General features: G+C 69.4%; 13 protein-coding genes and 1 pseudogene (1 of these 14 cut by a window edge). 10 read left to right on the top strand and 4 right to left on the bottom strand.

Features of this window, described 5'->3' with window-relative positions:
* Window positions 1-31 precede the first annotated feature (31 nt).
* From ALI144C_RS41305 to cydC, 6 genes and pseudogenes are all read left to right on the top strand, one after another.
* Window positions 32-937 carry an aminoglycoside phosphotransferase gene (locus ALI144C_RS41305; RefSeq protein WP_076992643.1) on the top strand — a complete coding sequence of 302 codons (906 nt, stop codon included), beginning with the start codon at window positions 32-34 and terminating at the stop codon, window positions 935-937.
* Between the two features lie 15 nt (window positions 938-952).
* Window positions 953-1,837 (top strand): LysR family transcriptional regulator, encoded by an 885-nt coding sequence (locus tag ALI144C_RS41300; RefSeq protein WP_076992642.1) that lies wholly within the window; start codon window positions 953-955, stop codon window positions 1,835-1,837.
* A 56-nt stretch (window positions 1,838-1,893) separates the two neighbouring features.
* Window positions 1,894-3,057 carry a cytochrome ubiquinol oxidase subunit I gene (locus tag ALI144C_RS41295; protein ID WP_076992641.1) on the top strand — a complete coding sequence of 388 codons (1,164 nt, stop codon included), beginning with the start codon at window positions 1,894-1,896 and terminating at the stop codon, window positions 3,055-3,057.
* A gap of 2 nt (window positions 3,058-3,059) precedes the next feature.
* Window positions 3,060-4,040 (top strand): cytochrome d ubiquinol oxidase subunit II, encoded by a 981-nt coding sequence (gene cydB / locus ALI144C_RS41290; RefSeq protein ID WP_076992640.1) that lies wholly within the window; start codon window positions 3,060-3,062, stop codon window positions 4,038-4,040.
* A gap of 28 nt (window positions 4,041-4,068) precedes the next feature.
* Window positions 4,069-5,667 carry a thiol reductant ABC exporter subunit CydD gene (gene cydD / locus ALI144C_RS41285; protein WP_237774559.1) on the top strand — a complete coding sequence of 533 codons (1,599 nt, stop codon included), beginning with the start codon at window positions 4,069-4,071 and terminating at the stop codon, window positions 5,665-5,667.
* A pseudogene (cydC, locus tag ALI144C_RS58090) lies at window positions 5,664-7,121 on the top strand (thiol reductant ABC exporter subunit CydC); the annotation flags it as partial. The gene cydD and the pseudogene cydC, both read left to right, overlap by 4 nt.
* A 93-nt stretch (window positions 7,122-7,214) precedes the next feature.
* Here cydC and ALI144C_RS41275 read toward each other — a convergent pair.
* From ALI144C_RS41275 to ALI144C_RS41265, 3 genes are all read right to left on the bottom strand, one after another.
* Window positions 7,215-7,634 carry a helix-turn-helix transcriptional regulator gene (locus tag ALI144C_RS41275; RefSeq protein ID WP_076992637.1) on the bottom strand — a complete coding sequence of 140 codons (420 nt, stop codon included), beginning with the start codon at window positions 7,632-7,634 and terminating at the stop codon, window positions 7,215-7,217.
* Between the two features lie 117 nt (window positions 7,635-7,751).
* Window positions 7,752-8,384, bottom strand: a complete 633-nt coding sequence (locus ALI144C_RS41270; RefSeq protein WP_076992636.1) for an endonuclease — start codon at window positions 8,382-8,384, stop codon at window positions 7,752-7,754.
* Between the two features lie 92 nt (window positions 8,385-8,476).
* Window positions 8,477-8,839: a winged helix-turn-helix transcriptional regulator gene (locus ALI144C_RS41265; RefSeq protein ID WP_076992635.1), complete on the bottom strand. Its 363-nt coding sequence runs from the start codon at window positions 8,837-8,839 to the stop codon at window positions 8,477-8,479.
* 50 nt (window positions 8,840-8,889) lie between these two features.
* Between ALI144C_RS41265 and ALI144C_RS41260 the strand changes: the two genes are divergently transcribed.
* Window positions 8,890-9,816, top strand: coding sequence for an NADP-dependent oxidoreductase (locus ALI144C_RS41260; RefSeq protein WP_076992634.1), 927 nt, complete (start codon window positions 8,890-8,892; stop codon window positions 9,814-9,816).
* A gap of 56 nt (window positions 9,817-9,872) precedes the next feature.
* Here the strand turns inward: ALI144C_RS41260 and ALI144C_RS41255 are convergent, their stop codons facing one another.
* Entirely contained in the window at window positions 9,873-10,976 is a 1,104-nt protein-coding gene (locus ALI144C_RS41255) for a transposase (protein ID WP_076992633.1), read from the bottom strand.
* A gap of 627 nt (window positions 10,977-11,603) precedes the next feature.
* Here ALI144C_RS41255 and ALI144C_RS41250 point away from each other — a divergent pair.
* The 3 genes from ALI144C_RS41250 to ALI144C_RS41240 form a co-directional block, all read left to right on the top strand.
* A complete protein-coding gene (locus ALI144C_RS41250) occupies window positions 11,604-12,473 on the top strand; it encodes an alpha/beta fold hydrolase (RefSeq protein ID WP_076992632.1) in 870 nt (289 codons plus the stop codon).
* Window positions 12,474-12,635: 162 nt separating this feature from the next.
* Window positions 12,636-13,055 carry an aspartate 1-decarboxylase gene (gene panD, locus ALI144C_RS41245; RefSeq protein ID WP_076992631.1) on the top strand — a complete coding sequence of 140 codons (420 nt, stop codon included), beginning with the start codon at window positions 12,636-12,638 and terminating at the stop codon, window positions 13,053-13,055.
* Window positions 13,048-21,200: the 5' portion of a non-ribosomal peptide synthetase gene (locus ALI144C_RS41240; protein ID WP_076992630.1), read on the top strand. Its footprint extends 1,627 nt past the window's final position; 8,153 of the gene's 9,780 nt are visible here — the first part of the coding sequence; it begins with the start codon at window positions 13,048-13,050; its stop codon lies beyond the right edge, outside the window. The genes panD and ALI144C_RS41240 overlap by 8 nt, the downstream gene beginning before the upstream one ends.

Here is a 21,200-nt window from a genome sequence, read left to right as displayed (position 1 = left end):
GTCACGGCCGCGCGCCTGCGAGGATGCGGCCATGCTCACCCCGCCGGACACGGTCACCGACGACGCCGTCCTCGAAGCCGTCCGCAAGTACTGGCTCGACGACGCCGAGACAGCGACCCACCTCCCGGTCGGCTTCGGCGCGCACCACTGGAAGGTCGTCGGCGGCAGGCAGCTGTTCGTGACCCTGGACGGGCTGGCGCCCCGGCACACCGACGAGTCGCTGGAAGGCGCGTACGCCGGTGCGGCCGCGCTGGCCAAAGCGGGAATGTCCGCCGTGTGGCCGCCGCTGCCCGCCACGACGGGCACGTTCACGGTCCGGCTGGGCGAGCAGGCCCTCAGCGTCACCGCCTGGCTGGACGGCATCACCCCGACCGAGGTGCAGGCGGCCGAACCCGGCCACCTCCGCGAGGTGATCGCCGCGCTGGACGTGTTGCACGGCAGCACCCCACCGCCGGGAATCCCGGTGTGGACGCCACCAGTCGGCGCCGACTTCTCTGATCGGACGGCGCGGGCCGTGAGCGAGCCGTGGACGGCGGGGCCGCTGGGGGAAGAGGCCAGGACCGCCATCGCCGCACGTCTCGACGACATCGGCCGCTGGACGACGCGCTACCTCCAGCTCACCGAGCAGGCACAACGGCAGCGCCATACCTGGGTGGCCACCCACGGCGAACCACACAACGACAACCAGGTCGTGGCTGGGGGACGACTCGTGTTCGTCGACTGGGAGTCGCTCGCCCTCGCGCCGCGGGAGCGTGACCTGGTGGATCTGGTCGGCTCTGTCGACGCCGACCAGGCGATGATCGAGCTGTTCCGGCTCGACTGGCGCCTGTCGGAGATCGCCGAGTACACGACCTGGTTCACTCGTGCGCACACCGGCGACGTCGACGACGTCACCGCGCTGGGAGGCCTGCACGAGGAGCTGCAGGCCGGCGACTGAGCTCACGGAGAAGCCATGGACCTGCTGCAACTGCGCTACTTCCAGGTCGTCGCGCGGCGGGAACACATCAGCAAGGCGGCCGAGGAGCTGCGGGTCGCCCAGCCGTCGGTGAGCCGGACCATCGCGCGCCTGGAGAAGGAGCTCGGCGTCCCGCTGTTCGACCGCCTGGGGCGGCAGGTGCGGCTCAACTCGTTCGGCATGGCGTTCCTGCGGCGCGTGGACCGGGCGTTGGGCGAGCTGGACGAGGCACGCCGGGAACTGGCGGACGCGGCCGGGCTCGAACACGGCCGTGTCACGGTCGCGGCGGAGACCCTGCTGACGGTCACCCCGCTGGTGGCGCGGTTGCGCAACGAGTACCCGGGCGTCGACGTCCGGTTGTTCCAGTCGAACGCCGACACCATGGTGCGTCAGCTCGGTGACCGCGAGGTGGACTTGTGCTTCGCCTCGCAGCCGCTGGCCGGGCCGTCGCTGCGGTCGGTCGAACTCCTGCGGGAACGGGTGCTGCTCGGCGTTCCGACGACGCATCCGCTCGCGTCGAAGGACCGCGTCACCGTGGCGGAATTGGCAGGGGAGCCGTTCGTGACCTCCCGGGTGGGGTACTGGCCGAGGGCGCTGCTGGACCGGTTGTTCGCGGGCGCCGGGTTGCGCCCGGTGATCGCGTGCGAGTGCGACGAGCTGGGCACGTCGGCGGATCTGATCAGTGCCGGGCTGGGCGTCGGGCTTGTGCCGGCGATGTCGCGCGGGGCGCAGACGCCGACCGGTGGTTCCGGGGTGTGGATCGAGATCGACGCGCCTGGCTGCGAACGCGTGTTGAGCCTGGTGTGGCGCGAGGACACGTACCTGCCAGCGGCGGCGTTGAAGCTGCGCGACCTCGCCCAAGTCATGCTCCGGAAGACATGAACTCATGGCCGTATTGGTCGTGGATGTTATAAGCGGGAGCTCGTAGCGTCCACGGCATGGACGTTGTGGATCTGGCCCGGTTGCAGTTCGCGGGAACGACGAGCATCCACTGGCTGTTCGTCATCCTGACGCTGGGGCTGGTTCCCCTCGTGGCGATCACGCACACCGCCGCCGTGCTCAGCCGCGACCAGGAACGGAAAGCCAAGCTGCTGAGAGCGACCCGCTTCTGGGGCCAGCTCTACGTGGTGAACTACGCGCTGGGCATCGTCACCGGGCTCGTGATGGAGTTCCAGTTCGGACTGGGCTGGAGCGGTCTCGGCAAGGTCGCCGGGAACGTCATCGGCGCGCCGATCGCGCTGGAGACGCTCATCGCGTTCTTCGCCGAATCCACCTTCCTCGGGATGTGGATCTTCGGCTGGGGACGGTTGCGGCCCGCGCTGCACGCCACGCTGATCTGGCTGGTCGCGTTGACCGCGTACGCCTCGGCGTACTTCATCCTGGTGGCCAACGGGTTCATGCAGCACCCCGTCGGCCACGAGATGCGCGACGGCATCGCGTACCTGACTGACCTTGGGGCGGTGATGACCAACCCGAGCGCGCTGCTCGCCCTCGCGCACGTCACCGTGGCCGCGTTGATGACCGGAGCGATGTTCGTGGCGGGTGTGAGCGCGTACCGGTACCTCAAAGGGGATCGTGAGTTCTTCCGCGGATGGCTGCGGTGGGGGACAGTGGCCGGTGCGGTGCTGAGCATCGCGGTGTACGAGGTGGGCGCGCTCCAGTATCCGTTGCTGGGCAGGACACAGCCGTCGAAGCTCGCCGCGGCCGAAGGCGGCGGGTTCGTCGCGCTGGCACACGACGTCATGGTCTACCTCGGCTACACGATCAACACCATCACGGCGATCGCGGCGATTCTGGTGTTCTTCCGGTGGGCGGTTCGATGGGTCGCGTGGCTGACGGTGGTCATCGTCCCGTTGCCGTTCGTCGCTTCCCTTGGCGGGTGGCTGTTTCGCGAGGTCGGTCGGCAACCGTGGGTCGTCTACGGCGAACTCACCGTCGACCAGGCCGTTTCCCACGTGAGCACGGCGACGATGTGGACCTCGCTGATCGCTTTCATGGCAGTCCTGCTCGCGCTCGCCATCGCCAACTGGTGGCTGATCGTGCGGTTCGTGCGGCGCGGGCCCGACGGTGTCCACATCGGTCAAGAGGAGCAGTGGGCGTGAGTATGGAAATGGTATGGCTGGTCCTGATGGGACTGGTCCTCGGCGGCTACTTCGTGTTGGGCGGCTACGACTACGGCACGCAGATGCTGTACCCGCTGATCGGCCGTGACGAACGTGGTCGGCGCGTGGTGCGGGCGGCGCTCGGCCCGTTCTTCTTCGGCAACGAGGTGTGGCTGATCGCGTTCGCCGGGGTGTTGTTCGGTGCGTTCCCGAGGCTGGAAGGCACGCTCATCTCGGGCTTGTACCCGCTGTTCCTGCTGCTGTTGCTGGGTTTGGTGGTCGGCAAGGCCGCTGTGCAGCTCCGCAGTCGTGCGCGGAACGCGCAGGTGTGGGACGTTCTGATCGTGGCCGGTGGGCTGATCGCTGCCGTGGGGTGGGGTTTGGTTGTCGGTGTGCTGCTCCACGGCGTTCCCTATGGGACAGACGGGGTCGTCACCCTGGGGTGGTCGGATGTGGTGAACCCGTTCGTGGTGATGTCCGGTGTGAGCAATGTGCTTCTGCTCGGCGGACATGGAGCGGTGTTCCTGACGTTGCGCGGCAGCGGCGACATCGTGGAACGAGCCAGGAGACTGGCGCGGCCCTTGTTGCTGGGAGCCATCGCGGCCGTGGCTTTGACCACGGCACTGAGCGGTGGCACAGCGGTGACCCGGCCAACGGTCGCGTTCATTCTGGTGGCAGCGCTTGTGGTCGCGTTGACGATCGCGGTGCTGCTGGTGGCCCGTAACCGTTCCGGGTGGGCGTTCGCGGCCACGTCGCTGGCGGCCTTGCTGCCTGTGCCGCTGGTGGGGGCCGGGATGTACCCGTACTTCCTGACGTCCGGCGAGGGCGGGCTGACCGTCTCGCAAGGCGCGGCCGACCACACCACACTGATGACGTTGTTGCCGTTCGGGCTTGTCCTGGTCCCGGTGATCGCCGTCTACCAGGCCTGGAGCTGGTGGCTGTTCCGCGGCCGCGTCGGCCCGACCACCCCCACCTACTTCTGAGGCCGTCATGAGGGCAACACAAAGACGGTTGACACGAGAGATCCCCGCGATCCGCAGGCACCTGGTCGTGACCGGGCTGTTGGCGATCTCGACCGCGGTGTGCGTCGTTCTCCAGGCGAGCATCCTGGCGTCGGTCCTGTCCGGTGCAGCGGTGTCGCTGCTGTTCGGCCTGGCTGGTGTGGTCGTGGCCCGCGCGGCCCTGGCCTGGGCGCAGCAGATGCTCGCACAACGCGCCGCCACCACGGTCAAAGCCGAACTGCGTGGCCGCGTTCTCGACCACATCCGGCGCATGGGGCCGCTTCGGGCGGGACGGGAGCGGCACGGGGAACTGACCACAATGGTCACACGCGGGCTCGACGCCTTGGACCCGTACTTCACCAGCTACCTGCCCAAGACCGTCGGTGCCGCGGTGGTGCCGCCGCTGGTGATCGCCGCTCTCGCGGTCACGGACTGGATCTCGGCGGTGGTCGTCGTGGTGACCTTGCCGTTGATTCCCGTGTTCGGCGCGTTGGTCGGCATGCACACCCGACGGCGGACGGCACGCCAGTGGGCGCTGCTGTCCAGGCTCGGCGGTCACTTCCTCGACGTCGTCGCCGGTCTGCCCACGCTGCGGGCGTTCGGCCGGGCCCGTGACCAGATCGGTGTGGTGCATCGGATGTCGGACGACCACCGGCGAGCGACCCTGCGCACGTTGCGGGTGGCGTTCCTGTCCTCGCTCGTCCTCGAGTGGGTCGCCACACTGTCGGTCGCGCTCGTGGCTGTTCCGGTGGGGTTGCGGTTGATGAGCGGTGACGTGGACCTGGCGACCGCGCTGCTGGTGCTTTTCCTCGCACCAGAGGCGTATCTGCCGTTGCGCGCGGCAGGGACGGCGTTCCACGACAGCGCGGAGGGCGTGGCTGTCGCCGACCGGGTGTTCGCCACGCTCGACGACGCCCCGGCGCCGCAGCGGGCCGCGACCGGTGGTGTGTCGGACGCGCACGACCTCGTGTTCGACGACGTCACTGTGCGGTACCCGGATCGGGACATGCCAGCGGTTACCGGGATCTCGATGCGCATTCGGGCAGGCGAGCGCGTCGGTCTGGTCGGGCCCAGCGGCGCGGGGAAGTCGACCCTGCTCGCGGTCCTGCTCGGCTTCGTCGAACCGGAGTCCGGCCGGGTCACGGTGGGACGGCGTGATCTGGCAGACCTCCCCTTGGCCGCCTGGCGCGAACAGATCGCGTGGGTGCCGCAGAAACCGCATCTGTTCGCGGTGTCCGTCGCCGACAACATCCGTCTGGGACGGCCGGGCGCGCCGATCGAGCACGTGGTGCAGGCAGCCAGGGCGGCCGCGGCGGACGAGTTCATCACCCGGCTGCCCGACGGGTACGACACCTTGCTCGGTGAGAACGGATCCGGGCTGTCGATGGGGCAACGCCAGCGGATCGCGATCGCCCGCGCGTTCCTGCGTGACGCGCCCATCCTGCTGTTCGACGAGGCCACCGCCCATCTCGACGCGGAGAGCGAGGCCGCGGTCGCCGCCGCGTCCGCGCGGCTGATGGCCGGACGCACGGCTCTGGTCGTCGCCCATCGCCCGGCTTTGCTCGACCACGTCGACCGCGTCGTCACAATCCGAAGTGGACAACGATGAACCGGCGCTTGTTGCCCGCTGTCATGGCGGCGGTCGCGGCTGAACTGGCCGCGGTGGCGTTGATGGGTACCGCGGCGTGGCTGATCGCGCGGGCCTCGGAACACCCGCAGATATCAGCCGTGGCAGTGGCCATCGTCGTCGTACGGGCGCTCGCCCTCGGCCGGGGTGTGCTCCGCTACGCAGATCGGCTCCTCGGCCATGACGTGGCGCTGGCGGCCGTGACCGCGCAACGGACTCGGGTGTACGAGGCGCTGATCCCGCTGGCGCCGGACGGCGTGGCGGCGTTCCGCAGCGGAGACCTGTTGACCCGGCTCGTGGACGATGTCGACGCCGTACAGGACCTGTTGCTGCGCTGCGTGATTCCCGCGACGGTCGCCACCGGGGTCGCGGTCGCGGCGACCGGGTTCACCGCCACGCTGTCGTTGCCGACAGCCGTGATCCTGGCGATTGGCCTGCTGCTCGCGGGGATTCTGGTGCCGTGGCTGGTTTTCGTGTCCACGGGACGAACGCGTGCCGAGAAGGCCGTGCGTGGTGCGTTGGCCGCGCACACCACTGACCTGCTCCGGGGCGCCGCCGATCTCGCCGCGTTCAACGCGACCGGCTCGGCCGCGGCGACCGCGCGTGACCTCAACGGCCAACTCGTCGCGTTCGAAAGGCGCAGGGCGATGACAGCGGGCCTCGCCACGGCGGCGATCCTGCTCATCCACGGTGCGACCGTGATCGCGGCCATCGTGTCCGTCCGGCACGCCGGACTGCCGTTGACCACGGCCATCGTGCTCGTCGTGCTGACAGTCGCGGTCTTCGAAGTGGTCACGCCATTGCCTGGCACCGCGCGAAAGTCGCGTGATGTCCGGACGTCCGCACGTCGGCTGGAGTCGTTGACGGCCGCCCGAGTACCTGTGCCCGAACCACAGGAACCCGCGACACCGGACGGGCACATCCTTGAAGTACGCGGCCTGCGTGTTCCAGGGCGGCTGGACGACCCCGTCGACCTCGTGGTGCGGCCGGGGCGAACGGTCGCTGTCGCCGGTCCGAGCGGGGTGGGGAAGTCGACCTTGCTCGCGGTGCTGATGCGGTTCGTGGACTACGAGGGCAGCGTCACGATCGGCGGTCGTGAACTCAGGACGCTCCCCGGCGACGACGTTCGCGCCTTGATCACCGGTGTGACACAGGACGCGTACGTGTTCGACGCGAGCATCCGGGACAACCTGGCTCTCGCCAAACCGGACGCCACTTGCGACGAACTGGCCGACGCGGCCCGGCGGGCACGGCTGCTCGACTGGATCGAATCACTGCCGGACGGGTGGGACACCCGCGCGGGTTCGGGCGGGGTGTCGATGTCGGGCGGGCAACGCCAGCGGCTGCTGCTCGCGCGGGCGTTGCTGGCCGACCCGGTGATCCTGCTGCTCGACGAACCCACCGAGGGCCTGGAGGCCGACACGGCGCAGGCCCTGCTGGCCGATCTGCGTTCCGCCACGAGGGACCGTGCCACGCTGCTGGTGACGCACAGTCCTGTCGCGCACGAGGTCGCCGACGAGGTTCACGTGCTAGGCGCGGTTGCGGATCGGCCTGGTGACCTGTTTGGCCACGCAGGACGGCATCCCAGCGGTCGCGAGCGCCTCACGCCGGTAGACACTGGGCGGGACGCCGACGAGTTCGGTGAAGCGGGTGCTGAACGTGCCCAGCGACGAGCAGCCGACCGCGAAACAGACCTCGGTGACGCTCAGGTCGCCGCGGCGCAGCAGCGCCATGGCCCGCTCGATCCGTCTGGTCATCAGATACCCGTACGGTGACTCGCCGTACGCGCGTCGGAACTCCCGGCTCAAGTGCCCGGCCGACATGTGCACGCCGCGGGCGAGGGCTTCGACGTCCAGCGGTTGTGCGTAGTCCCGGTCGATCCGGTCGCGGACACGGCGGAGCCGCGCGAGGTCACCCAGTCGCTGGGCGTCGGCGGGCTTGCTGGTCACGAGCGCGATCGTGCCACATGAAAGCCCTTTGCGCTGCCACCGGCGCACGGCACGATCTGTCGTGTGATCAACGGGGAGCCGTCGCGGTGTCGCGAACCCTTGTGCTGGCGCGCAGGGTCACAGTCGGCGAGCCACCTCCTTGTCGAGGCTGACACGGACGAGCGCCGCGGCGAGTCGGCCCACGTCGTCGCCCTTGACCAGCTTCGCCAGCGCCGAGGCGTCGCCGGGCAGACCGATGCGCTTGGCCCCGTCGAGCGTCTTGCGGTCGAAGTACGGCCGCAGCTCGGGCCACACGCCTTGTGCCTCACGGCAGAAAATGTCCGCCCCGACGGGTCCGAGCCTGGGAAACTTCCGCAACAGCCCGTGCAACGCGCCCGCGTCGCCGTCGGCGGCCTTCCGGAGACCCCGCATGTCCCCTTTGTACTCATCAAGCAGCAACTGCGCGCCATCACCGAGCGCGGTGGCCGTGCTCTCGTCGTAGCGGACATAGTGTGCTCGTCCCAGAGCATCGACTCGTTGCTGCCAGGTCGCTGCCCGCATCTTCTCCGGTGTCCTCATCCCCGCCTTGCCCAGTTCGGCGGCGGCCGCGACGGCGATGTCGGCCTTGATGCGCGTGGACAGCAGCACACTGAGCACAAGCAACCGGTACAACGGGGACGGTTTGTCGGCCAGTCGGATACCTGCCTGCTCGGCGTAGGTCTCACCCGCGACGTCCAGCAGCTTCGCCGCCAGCTTCTTGTGGTCAGCCATACCTGACGGGTACCACGGCCACCTTGGCGTTCAACCACGCCTCAATGCCGTACCGGTTCTCTTCAACCGGTCGTGGTGGCGGCACAGTCTGATCACGAAGCTGAGTCGAGCGCGTCGAGGACTTCTTCGCCGTGCGTCCTCGCCCACTCGGTCAGCGTGTGGATCGGATCGATCAGGGTCGCCCCGAGCGGGGTGAGTTCGTACTCGACTCGGGGTGGCGCCTCGGCGTAGGCGTTTCGGCGGACGAGGCCGTGTGCTTCGAGGCGCCGGAGCGTCTGCGTGAGCACCTTGCGGGAGATGCCGCCGCCGATCATCTCGATCAGCGCGCCGTGGCGCACCGGGCCTTCGCTGAGTCCGGCCAGCACGACCACTGTCCACTTGTCGGCGATCAGGTCGACCACCATCCGCGCCGGGCAGTCCGCGAGGAACAGACCGCCGGGACCGTACTCGCTCATGACGTCGAAGGGTACCTGCGGGTTCCTGTCGGAAACCTAGTCTGGGACCCATGCGAGTCATCACCCAGCAGACGGTCGGCGGCCCCGAAGCACTCACCATTGTGGACGCACCCGAACCCCGGCCGCTGCCGACCGAAGTCCTCGTCCGTGTCAAGGCGATCGGGCTGAACCCCCTGGAGGCACGCCTGCGCGCGGGTGAGTTCCCGCTGCTCGGCCAGCCGCCGTTCGTCCTCGGCTGGGACATCAGCGGCGTGGTCGAACAGGCGCAGACGTGGCGGTTGCGGCCCGGTGACGAGGTGTTCGGAATGCCGCTGTTCCCCCGGGCGGCCAACGCGTACGCCGAGTTCGTGGCGGCGCCGGCGTTGCACCTGGCGCGCAAGCCCGCGTCGCTCTCCCACGTCGAGGCTTCGGCGTTGCCGGTTGTGGGACTGACAGCCTGGCAGGGTCTCGTGGACCTCGGCGGCGTGACCGACGGCGACCGCGTCCTGGTCCACGGCGGCGGTGGCGGGGTTGGCCACGTCGCGATCCAGATCGCGAAAGCACTCGGCGCGCACGTGATCACGACCGCCAGCGGACGCAAACGGGAGTTCGTCGAGGCGCTCGGCGCCGACGAGGTGATCGACTACACCGCGGTCAACTTCACCGAGGTGGTCAGCGACATTGACGTCGTGCTCGACACCCTCGGCGGCGACACCGTCGAACGCTCGCTCGACGTGCTCCGCCCAGGGGGCCACCTGGTGACGGCGGTCGCCGAGGAGGACGCGGCGCTCGCCGCCAAGGCCGAGGCAGCCGGATCGCGCTTCAGCGGCATCGCGGTCGACCCCGACCCGGTCGCCCTGCGACGACTCGTCGAACTCGTCGACCAGGGCAAACTCCGGATCCACGTGCAGGAGACGTTCCCGTTCGAGCGCGTCGCCGACGCGCACCGGCTGCTGGACGACGGCCACCTCCAGGGCAAGGTCGTCCTGACCGTCTGATCCCCGTTGGGAATTCGCACCAGGACCGCGTCATCCACCCGGAGCGCGGTGTTCTTCTAGACCGGCACGGGTTCCTCGGTCAGTTCGCTCGCGAACTGGACCGCCATCGCCAGCGTCATGTGCCTGTGCCAGCCGACCCAGCCGCGTACTTCGTAGCGGTCCAGTTGGGATCGGGTGCGGATCGCGCGCCAACGCCGGTCGAGGTGGTGCATCTCCGCCATGGCGTGCCCCATTCCGTTGGGGGACAGGGGATGGTGCATGCACGCCCGGAAGTAGCTGGTGCTGCCGCGTTTCCCGGCAGTGGCCAACGACGGACTCGGCGTCAGTGCGACCGTCATCGGTGACGGTCGTTGCCGGGGCATCTGCCGTGGCACGAGATCCGTTCTCGTACCCCCCGGGTGGCGCGGCTCGACCGACTCGTCGAGCTGGCCGAGTTCGGCCGACGACAGCCACGTCAGGTGCGGGATCTGCTGTTGCTGCAACAGCATCAGCAACCGCAGCTTGTTCGGGCAGTTGAGCGACAGGTAGATCCGCCTCGGCCGGAACTGGTCGGCGATCGCGCGCTGGATCATGTCCGACGCGATGGCCGACTTGGACCGGTGCCTGACCTCCGGCGGGATGTTGCCCTGCTTGCGCAGGCGCTCGCTCTCCGACCACGTCGGCGGCAGGTACAGGTCGATGTCCAGCAGGAAGACCTTCCTGTCCGGACCGACGTACAGCAGGGCGACCGCGTTCTGGCAGTTCTGCGCCCGGCCGTTCTCCGTGGAGAACTGCAGGTCCACCGCCACGGCGCGGTTGCCCTTCTTGGCGAAGGTCGCCTCGGTGACGTAGAAGTCGCCGCCCGCCGCCGCGGCCGCCCTGGCCATCTCACGCAGTTTGCGGCGGACTTCCCCGTCGTCCCATCGCGCGGTGGTGAGCAGGCGTTGTGCGCCGTCGGCGCGGTATTCCGATTCGTAGGTGGCTATGTTGCGCCGCCCGACAGACGGCTTCTTGACGATGTTCGCCAGCCCGAACATGTAGTTCAGCGCGCGCATCCGCGGCTCGGCTCTGGCGAAACACGGTGACAGTCGGGAATGCACCGTCCGTAGGCATAACTCGAGGGACGTCGAAACGGGCAGCTGCCCGATCGGGGTCTCCGTGATCTCTTTTGTCTTGGTCATCTTACACGCTCATGTTCTCTCGAGCTCCCCCAGGAGTTCGAATGACAGTGGTGGTCCGATCGCGTGGTGGGTAGTCAGTCCTCGTGCGACAACCGCGGCAACCTTGCGCTCGTGACGGTCCTCCTCAAGAGCCCCTGCGTTGAAGTCACCGGGTACCCCCAAGTACGCCGAACGACATCGCTCTATCCCAGTACCGCCTTCACCCGAAGCACTGTCCTGCCTGCCCGGCGACAGTGTTTCCCCAGTGGGTGAACGGCGACATTGTCGCACGCTACACCAGTAACGGAACGCGCCGGAGTCTTCCCCAGGGCGGGTTCCCCGTCAAGCCGTTCGGCGCCGATCCCGCTCTGATTCCCCCGATTGTCGGTGTGCCACGGGGTACCGGTTTCCCGGGTTACGAACCCTGGTATGAGGCGCTTCCGCATTGCGATACCCCGGACCGTGGGAGGGTCCGTCACTCGCCGGTCGAGCGCAAATCCCGGGGGTAGATGGTGTCACCCGTTCGGTCTAGTGACTTTCTTGTCCCCGTTGTTCCGGGAATGGTGCGGAAAAGGCCCCGGTGCCTGTGGGCTGATGCCGGGGTACAACTGTCGCCATCAGATCCGCCTAATCGGCACAGGGGGAAGCATGGCGCACATCCAAGGTGAACCGGTCGCCGTACCCACCGGGGACGGACGTGAGCTGTACGCCCAGGTGCTGCCGGGACCGGGAACCGGCCCGACCGTCGTCTTCGAGGCCGGGGCCGCCGCGTCGCGCTCGTCGTGGGCGTTGGTCCAGCCGCTCGTCGGCGAGTGGGCGCGGGCGATCGTCTACGACAGGTCGGGTCTGGGCCGCAGCGCGCCCGACCCGCGGTCGCGCACGATGCGGCGGATGGCCGACGATCTCGGGTGTCTGCTCGACCACTTCGGACCCGGTCCGTTCGTGCTCGTAGGCCACAGCGCGGGCGGACCGATCGTCCGCCTCGCGGCCGCGGACCGGCCGGCGCGGATCGCCGGGCTCGTCCTGGTCGACCCGACCGACGAGGCGGCCGATGTGTTGTTCAGCCCGGGTTTCCGCAAGCTCGAGCGGGTCGCCATCAAGCTCAACCTGGCGTTGGCGCGCGCCGGGATGCTCGGTGTCGTCTACCGCGGCATGGCCAAGGCGTTGCCCGCGGACGCGGCCCGCGACATCCGGCGTGAGGGGTTCACGACCGGAATCGTGCGGACCCACGCCCAGCAGGCCCGTACGTTTCTCGACGAGCTCGCCGCTTTCCGGGAGAACACCCCGGACCTGGGCGACATACCGATAACGGTGATTTCCGGAAAACTCGCCGGAGGTGGGATGAACGCACGCCTGCGCGCCGCGGCCAACGCCTCGCACGCCGCCCGGGTCGCCGGAAGCCCGCGCGGGCGGCACGTCTTCGCCGAGAAGTCCGGGCACTACGTGCCGGTCACGGAGCCCGAGGTGGTCGCCGCCGCGATCCGCGGGCTGGTCGACGAGGCCGGGGACGCGGGCTGACGGGTGGCGCACCCTAATACACCTGGTGGCGAACTGGCCAGGGTGCGGTAGGCCACGGATTCTCTCCCGGCACGTCCCGGCTGGCGACTTGTCCCTGAGTGTCGGCGCTGGTTAGCCTTACCTAAGGTCATTTAGGCTTACCTAAGTGTGGAGGAGAGGTCTGTGCTGCGCACGGTGCTCAACGGCAAGATCCATCGGGCGACCGTCACCCAGGCGGACCTGCATTACGTCGGGTCGCTGACGATCGACGAGGAGCTGATGAAGGCGGCCGACATCCGTGAGGGAGAGCGGGTGCAGGTCGTCGACATCACCAACGGCAACCGGCTCGAGACCTACGCCATCACCGGCGAACCGGGCACTGGCGTCATCGGCGTGAACGGTGCCGCGGCGCACCTGGTCCACCCGGGGGATCTCGTCATCATCATCACGTACGTGGCTGTCGCCGAGGACGTGCTCGACGCGCACCTGCCGAAGGTGGTGCACGTCAACGCGTCGAACCAGATCATCGAACTGGGCAAGGACCCGGCCGCCCCCGTCCCGGGGGAACCGGCACTCGTCACCGGCCGCGCCGTCAATGCCTGAGGCGCTGCCGCTCACCACGGCGCAGCTCGGCATCTGGCTCGGTCAGCGTCTCGACCAGAGCAGCCCCGCCTACAACGTCGGCGGCTACGTGGAGATCCACGGCCGGATCGAAGCGGATCTGCTCGAACGCGCCTGCCAGGAGGTCATGCTCGAGGCGGAAACGCTGCGTGTCCGCGTCTGTGCCGACGAGGGCGGGGACACGCAGCGGATCACGGACGCCTCGTGTGAACTGCCCGTGCTCGACCTGAGCCCGGCGGACTCCGAGGCGTGGATGCGCGCGGACATGGCGCAGCCGGTCGACCCGCGGTGGGAGCCGGTGTTCGCCCCGGCGCTGCACCGGATCGGCCCGGATGTGTGGCGCTGGTACGTGCGCTGTCACCACATCGCGATCGACGGGTACAGCTTCCCGTTGGTGTGCAAGCGGGTCGCCGAGGTGTACACCGAACTGGCAACGGGCAAGGACCGAAGCCAGTCGCCGTTCGCCCCGTTGCGCCTGCTGGTCGAACGGGACCGGGAGTACCGCGAGTCACCCGACTTCGCGGCAGACGCCGAGTTCTGGTCACAGCAGCTGCACGGATCCGCAACCACTTTGTCAGGCAGGCAGTCCTTACGCGCGGCGGCGTTCACCCGGCACAGTTTCGAGCTGTCCGGCGAGTTGGCCGCGCGAGCCAGGGAGATCAGGAAAACCTGGGCCGACGTGGCCATCGCCGCGTTCGCGTCCTACCTCGGCGTGATGACCGGTACATCGGACGTCCGGATCGGTGTGCCCACAACGGATCGCGTCGGCGCCGCGCTGCTGCGGGTCCCCGGGATGGCGGCGAACGTGTTGCCGCTGCGGGTGAACCTCGACGGCGACGTGGTCTCCGGGGTGGCCGACGGGCTGAAAGCGCTGCGGGCGCACCAGCGGTACCGGATCGAGGACCTGGTCAGCGCCAACGGCGGCACCGTCCGCGATCTGTTCGGGCCGAGCGTCAACATCAAGTTCTTCGACTACGGCTTCACGTTCGGCGCCACACCCGGTGTGTTCCACAACATCGCGGCGGGCCCGGTCGACGACGTGACGGTGTCGGTCTACCACGGATCCGGCCGGTTCGCCGTCGACATGGACTTCAACACCGAGACCTACAGCGAGGGCGAGGCCGCCGCGCACACGCGCCGGTTCGCCGAGTACTTCGAGGCTTTCGCCGAGCGGTTGTCGGGCGACGGCATCGAGTTGGCCGAGCAGGTCGAGGCGCGTGAGCGCGGCGGGCACCTGGTCGGACCCGGCGCGGGCGCTCCTGTGTCGATCGTCGAAGCGTTCCGTGACCAGGCCGTTCGCACCCCCGGTGCCGTGGCGCTCCGGGATGCCACGCGCAGCTGGACGTTCGCCGAGCTCGACGCGCGATCCGCTCAGGTGGCCGGTTCGCTGACCGGGCACAGCGTGATCGCGTTGGCGTTGCCGAGAACCGCGGACTACGTGATCGCGATCCTGGCCGTGGCGCGCAGTGGCGCGGCGTGGCTGCCGCTCGACACGACCCAGCCCGCCGAACGGCAACGCCGCGTGATCGAGGACAGCGGGGCGACTCTGGTGCTGGAGTCCCTGCCGTCGGGCGCGGGCCGGACGGACTTCACGCCGAACCTGGACAGCCTGGCGTACACCATCTACACGTCGGGATCGACCGGCACACCCAAGGGCGTGCAGGTCAGCCACCGCGCGCTGGGGAGCCTGCTCGCCAGCCACCGCCGTGGCCCGATGGCGCGGTTCACCGGAAAACGGCTGCGGATCGGCCACACGGCGTCGTTCTCGTTCGACGCGGCCATCGACGCTCTGCTGTGGATGGTCGCCGGTCATGAACTCGTGCTTGTCGAGGACTACCGCGACGCCCGTGCCCTGGTGCGGACGATCCGGGCCGAGCGGCTGGACTACGTGGACGTCACCCCGACCTACCTGGCCGAGCTGATCGATTCGGGACTGTTGGCCGAACACCGGCCGTCCATCGTGGTCTTCGGCGGCGAAGCGGTGCCCGCGGACGTGTGGGACCGGCTCGCCGCCTGCCCGGATGTGCTGGCGGTCAACACGTACGGACCGACCGAGTACACAGTGGACGCGACGCAGGGGATCGTCGCCGCCGGTGCGCACCCGCACATCGGCCACCCGATCGGCACCACCCGCTGCCTGGTCCTCGACGACCGGCTCCGGCCGGTGCCGCCGGGCGCGCCGGGCGAGCTGTACCTCGCCGGTCCTGGGCTGGCCCGCGGGTACACCGGCGAGCCGGGACTCACCGCGGCGCGGTTCGTGGCCAACCCGTTCGGCCCCAGCGCCCGGATGTACCGGACCGGCGACCTCGTGCGCGTCGGCGAGCACGGCCTCGAATACCTCGGCCGCGTCGACGACCAGGTGAAACTGCGCGGTTTCCGGATCGAGCCGCGGGAGGTCGAGCACGTCATCGCGGCACACCCGGCGGTGGCCCGATGTGCTGTCGTCCCCACGGAGTTCGCGTCCGGGATCGCTCTCAGCGCCTATGTCGTCCCTGCCGGGCCGCTCGATCCGGCGGCGGTGCTCGCGCACGCCCGTCTCGGGCTGCCGGACTACATGGTCCCGGCCGCTGTCGTCGAGGTGGCCGAGCTCCCCCTGACCGAGCAGGGAAAGCTGGACGTTCGCGCGCTGCCCGTGCCCGAACTGGTCGTGAGGGCGTACCGCGAGCCGGAAACCCCGGCACAGCGCAAGATCTGTGCCCTGTTCGCCGAGGTGCTCGGCCGCGACCGGGTCGGGCTCGACGACGACTTCTTCGCACTCGGCGGGCACTCGTTGCTCGCCGGGCGTCTCGCCGCGGCGCTGAACACGAACCTGCGCGACGTCTTCACCGCGCGCACTCCCGCCGCGCTCGCCGAGATGTCCCTTGCGGACACCAGGCCGCCGCTGGCGAAACGCCGCACCGAAGCGGACGTCCCCCTGTCCCCCTCGCAGTCCCGGTTCTCCTTCGCCGACCAGCTCGCCGGGCCGAGCCCGGTGCACAACGTGCCGTTCGTACTGCGGTTCCCCGGCGAACTGGACGAATCCGTGTTGGCACAGGCCATCGAGGACGTGGTCGCCCGGCACGAGTCGCTGCGGACGTTGCTGGAACACAAGGACGCGCGTGGCCGGCAGATCGTCGTCGAGCCGTCTTCGCGGCTGTCCGTCGGCGGCAACGTCGACGAACTCGTCCGTGTGCCCTTCGACCTGGCAGGCGAACCGCCGTTCCGCGCACATCTGTTGCGACGGGCTGATGGTGACGTACTCGTGTTGGTCCTGCACCACAGTGCGGCCGACCACGGCTCGACGGCGCCACTCCTGGCCGACCTGACGACGGCGTACGACGCCCGGATCGCAGGCGCGGCACCGCGATGGGCGCCGTTGCCCGTGCAGTACCGGGATTACACGGTGTGGTTCGAGCGGGTCCTGGCCGAACGAGCCGGGCCGCAGGCCGACTTCTGGCGTGAGCGCCTCGCGGGCAGCCCGGCGGAGATCGACCTCCCGATGCGGCGCAGCCGCCCCGCCGAACCGACGTCGGACGGCGGCGTTGTCGCGGTGTCGGTCACCCCGGACACGCATCGGGCGCTGATCGAGTGCGCGCGGACTGCCGGTGTCACGACGTTCACCGTGCTGCAGACCGCTGTCGCGATCACGCTGGAACGCCTGGGCGCCGGTGAGGACGTGCCGTTGGGCACGCCGGTCGCGGGTCGTCCGGATGCGCGGTTGCGCGACCTGGTGGGGTGTTTCCTGAACACGGTCGTACTGCGCACCGACCTGAGCGGCGATCCGACCGTCACCCAGCTGCTGACCAGGGTGCAGGAGTCGAACGCGGAGGCGTTCGCCAACGCGGACCTGCCGTTCGACCGGGTCGCCGAGGCGGTCAACCCACCGCGTGTACCGGGACGACATCCGTTGTTCCAGGTGATGGTCGTGCACGAGCACGCCGCCGGAGACGCGATCACGCTCGGCGGACTGACCGGACGGGTGCGGATGGCCGACACCGGCACCGCCAAGCTCGACCTCACGGTGAAGTTCGTCGAACGCACCGCAGGGATCGACGTCAAGCTGGAGTACTCGGCGGATCTGTTCACCGAGGACAGCGTGCACGACATCGCCACCGCGCTCAGCACAGTCCTGCGTGACCTGCCCGGCAAGGCCGACCAGCAGATCTCCCGGGTGCTGGCCACCGACGCACCGCCGCTCGTCGGCGCGCGGGTGGCGGTCCCCGAGAAGTCACTGGTCGACCTCCTCGCCGAAGCGGCCGAGACGCACGGCGACCGGTTCGCGCTCGGTTTCGGCGGCACCCGCCTGACCTACGCGGAACTCGACGACTACACCGCAAGGGTCGCCGCGGGCCTGCGGGCACGAGGTGCGGGCGCGGGCACGATCGTCGCGGTCGACATCGCGCGGTCGGTCGAACTGGTCGTGGCGTTGCACGCGGTGGTGAAGGCGGGAGCGGCCTACCTGCCGCTGGACCCGGACCACCCGGCCGAACGCAAGCAGTTCATGCTCGACGACGCCAAGCCGTCGATCACGCTCACGGCTGAGGACGTGCGTGCCCTGCGCACGGGCGAACCCGGCGAACCGCCTACCGTGACACCGGCGGAACCGGCCTACGTCATCTACACCTCCGGCTCGACGGGTCGCCCCAAAGGCGTTGTGGTGCCGCACAGCGCGATCGTCAACCGTCTCTTGTGGATGCAACACGCCTACCCGCTCGGCCCGGCCGACCGGGTGTTGCAGAAGACCCCGGCCGGGTTCGACGTGTCGGTCTGGGAGTTCTTCTGGCCGCTGCTCACCGGTGCCGGGCTGGTCGTCGCCGGACCGGGCGGGCACCGCGATCCCGCGTACCTCGCCGACGTGATCAACCGCGAAGGCGTCACCACGCTGCACTTCGTGCCGTCGATGCTGCGCGCGTTCCTCACCGACCCCGACGCCAGGACCTGTACGGGACTGCGCCGCGTGTTCTGCAGCGGCGAGGCGTTGCCATGGGAAACCGCTGCCCAGTTCCGGGCCACGCTCGGGGCCGAGTTGCACAACCTCTACGGCCCAACGGAGGCCGCGGTCGACGTGACCGCGTGGCCGGTGACCGAGTCCGACACCGTGCCGATCGGCCGCCCGGTCTGGAACACGGCCACGTACGTCTTGGACAAGTCGCTGCGACCGTGCCCGCCCGGTGTGCCGGGTGAGCTGTATCTGGCCGGACGGCAGTTGGCCACCGCGTACCTGAACCGGCCAGGGCTGACCGCGGAACGGTTCGTGGCCAACCCGTTCGACGCGGGCACCAGGATGTACCGGACCGGCGACCTGGTCCGGCGCAGGCGGGACGGTGTGCTCGAATACCTGGGACGCACCGACTTCCAGGTCAAGGTCCGCGGTGTGCGGATCGAACTCGGCGAGGTCGAGAGCGCGCTGCTGCGGCACCCCGGGGTGACAGCCGCCGCGGCGGCCGCGAAGGTCGACCGCAACGGCAACACGCGGCTGGTCGGGTACGTCGTGCCCGCGACCGTCAACCCCGAGGACGTACGGGCGACCGCGGCCCAGGTCGTCCCGGAGGCCCTCGTCCCGGCCGTGATCGTGCCGTTGGCGGAACTTCCCCTGTCGGCCAACGGGAAGCTCGACCGCAAGGCGTTGCCTGACCCCGTGCCGCAGACACGGCTGGTCGTCGCCGACGGCCCTACGGATGTCGTGCGGCGTGCGTTCGCCGAAGTGCTGGGTGCCGAAGCGGTCGATCCGGACACCGGGTTCTTCGCGCTCGGCGGGGACAGCATCCTGGCGATCAGCCTGGTCGCCAAGCTCAAGTCCGCCGGGCTCCGGGCGAGCGTCAAGGACGTGTTCGCGCACCAGAGCGCGGCCGACTTGGCCCGTGCGCTGAAACCGGCCGAAGCGGGTGACAACGCGGTTCACAAGCCGGTGACCGGCCCGATCCCGTTGACCCCGATGCTGCACTGGCTGCGGGAAACGGCCGGATCGGCCAGCCAGACCACGATCATCGAACTTCCGGGCACCGTCACCGAAGCACAGTTCGAGACGGCCGTGCGCGCGGTCGTGGACCGCCACGAGATGCTGCGCGCCCGGTTGCGGGTGAGCCCGGACGGGTTCTGGTCCTTGGACGTCCCCGAAATCCCGGCCGAACCGTTCGGCGAGCTGGACCCGTCGGTTGGGCGCAGCAGCACCTGGCGGCTGGTCGACGGCAACCGAGCCGAAGTGACCGTGCACCACCTCGGGATCGACGCGGTGTCGTGGCAGGTGGTGGAAACCGATCTGCGCGCCGCCCTGCGCGGGCACGCGCTCGCCGCTGTCAGGCCGTTCCGCGATTGGGCGGTGTCCCTTGTGGAACGGGCGCAAACCGCGGAAATCCTGTCCCAGTTCGGGTACTGGAGCGCGATCTCGTTCGACGCGGCGCTGGCGAAGGGCGGGGGCAAGGCCGGGGTCGTCCGGCGCTCGATCCAGCTTGGCACAGTGTGGACGGACGCGGAGCGCAAGTTCCGCGCCAACGGTCAGGATGTGCTCGTCACCGCGATCGCTCAGGCGCTCGGCGGGACCGCGACCGTTGCCCTCGAAGGACACGGCCGCGACGACGACAACGCCGGGATGGTCGGCTGGTTCACCACGCTCTACCCGGTCCGGGTCGACGCGACCGTGGACGGGCTGCGTGCGGTGAAGGAACAGCTGCGCGCGGTCCCGGACGGCGGCATCGGATACGGCCTGCTGCGGTACCTCAATCCGCAAACCGCGACCGCGTTCACCGGTCAGCCCGAACTGCTGGTCAACTTCCTCGGTCGCCGCGACGAGGACATCGTCACGGCCGACGAGCCAGCCAGTGCGCTGGAACTGACGGCGTACACCAAACCCGACGGCACCCTGGAAATCCTGTTCGGGCATTCCGCCGACTACACCGACGAGGTAGTCACCGCGTTTCTCGACCGGCTGGCTGAGCAGTTGCGACAGCTGGCCGACGACGTCGCCGCGGCCGAACCAAGCCGGACGCCGTCCGACCTGACCAGGCGTGGCGTGCCGCAACACGAGATCGACCGGCTGGACGGCGGCTGGCTCGACGTCGTCCCGGTGTCGCCGTTGCAGGAAGGCCTGCTCGCGCTCGCCCACACCCGCCCGGCCGCGCTGGACGTCTACACCGTGCAGATCGCCCTGCACTTCGCCGAAGCGCTCGACTCGAACCGGCTGACCGAGGCGCTGACCACGCTGATCAGCCGTCATCCCGCGCTGCGAACGGGTTTCCGCTACCTGGAGTCGGGCGCTGCCGTCGGCGTCGTCCACGAGGACGGCCCGGTCGTCCTCGAAGCCACGGACGACGTCGACGAACTGGCCCGGCGGCATCGGATCGAACGGTTCGACCTGGCCGTGCCACCGCTGTTCCGCTTCGGTCACCACGACCGGACCCTGGTGATCACCGGCCACCACCTCGCGTGGGACGGCTGGTCGTCGCCACTGCTGGTCAACGAGTTGCTGGCGCTGTACGCGGGCGACACGCCACCGGTCACCACCGCTCACCGGGAGTACCTCACCTGGCTGGCGGGCCGTGACGAGGACGCCGACCTGGCGGCGTGGCGTCCGGTGCTCGACGGCCTCGCCGCGCCGTCGATGCTGGTCCCCGCACAGGACAGCCCGGCCGACGAACTGCCCGCGGAACTCACGGTCGAACTCGACCACAAGACGTCCGACGCGATCCGCAGGCAGGCGAGCGCACACGGGCTGACCATCAACACGCTGCTGCAAGGCGCATGGGGCCTGACTCTCGCGCGGCTGCTGGACAGCGGCGATGTCGTCTTCGGCATGACGGTGTCCGGCAGGCCACCCGAGATCGAGGGCATCGACGCGGCGATCGGCATGTTCATCAACACCGTGCCCGCCCGCGTCAGTCTGGCGGCGGGGGACACGCTCGCAGACGCGTTGCGCCGCCTGCAGGACCGGCAGGCGTCCACTGTGGAGCACCAGTACACGGGTCTGGCCCGGCTGCAGCGGATGGCCGGGCTCGGGCCGTTGTTCGACAGCCTGGTCGTGTTCGAGAACTACCCGCTCGACGGGATCGGTGACACGGTCGGGATCGAGGCCGACGACGCCACGCACTACCCGGTCACGCTGACGCTGTTCCCCGGTGAGCGGTTCGGGATCTCGTTGAAGTACCGGACCGA

Origin of the sequence: Actinosynnema sp. ALI-1.44 (assembly GCF_001984155.1) — a bacterium.
GTDB lineage: Bacteria > Actinomycetota > Actinomycetes > Mycobacteriales > Pseudonocardiaceae > Kibdelosporangium.
The sequence above is the reverse complement of the archived record's forward strand: the minus strand, read 5'-3'. Positions and strand labels throughout refer to the sequence as shown.

Coding starts and splice junctions, on each gene's coding strand:
- ALI144C_RS41305 (WP_076992643.1), top strand. CDS start 32: ATGCTCACCCCGCCGGACACGGTCACCGACGACGCCGTCCTCGAAGCC.
- ALI144C_RS41295 (WP_076992641.1), top strand. CDS start 1,894: ATGGACGTTGTGGATCTGGCCCGGTTGCAGTTCGCGGGAACGACGAGC.
- ALI144C_RS41250 (WP_076992632.1), top strand. CDS start 11,604: ATGGCGCACATCCAAGGTGAACCGGTCGCCGTACCCACCGGGGACGGA.
- ALI144C_RS41255 (WP_076992633.1), bottom strand. CDS start 10,976: ATGACCAAGACAAAAGAGATCACGGAGACCCCGATCGGGCAGCTGCCC.
- ALI144C_RS41270 (WP_076992636.1), bottom strand. CDS start 8,384: ATGGCTGACCACAAGAAGCTGGCGGCGAAGCTGCTGGACGTCGCGGGT.
- ALI144C_RS41260 (WP_076992634.1), top strand. CDS start 8,890: ATGCGAGTCATCACCCAGCAGACGGTCGGCGGCCCCGAAGCACTCACC.
- cydB (WP_076992640.1), top strand. CDS start 3,060: ATGGAAATGGTATGGCTGGTCCTGATGGGACTGGTCCTCGGCGGCTAC.
- ALI144C_RS41265 (WP_076992635.1), bottom strand. CDS start 8,839: ATGAGCGAGTACGGTCCCGGCGGTCTGTTCCTCGCGGACTGCCCGGCG.
- ALI144C_RS41300 (WP_076992642.1), top strand. CDS start 953: ATGGACCTGCTGCAACTGCGCTACTTCCAGGTCGTCGCGCGGCGGGAA.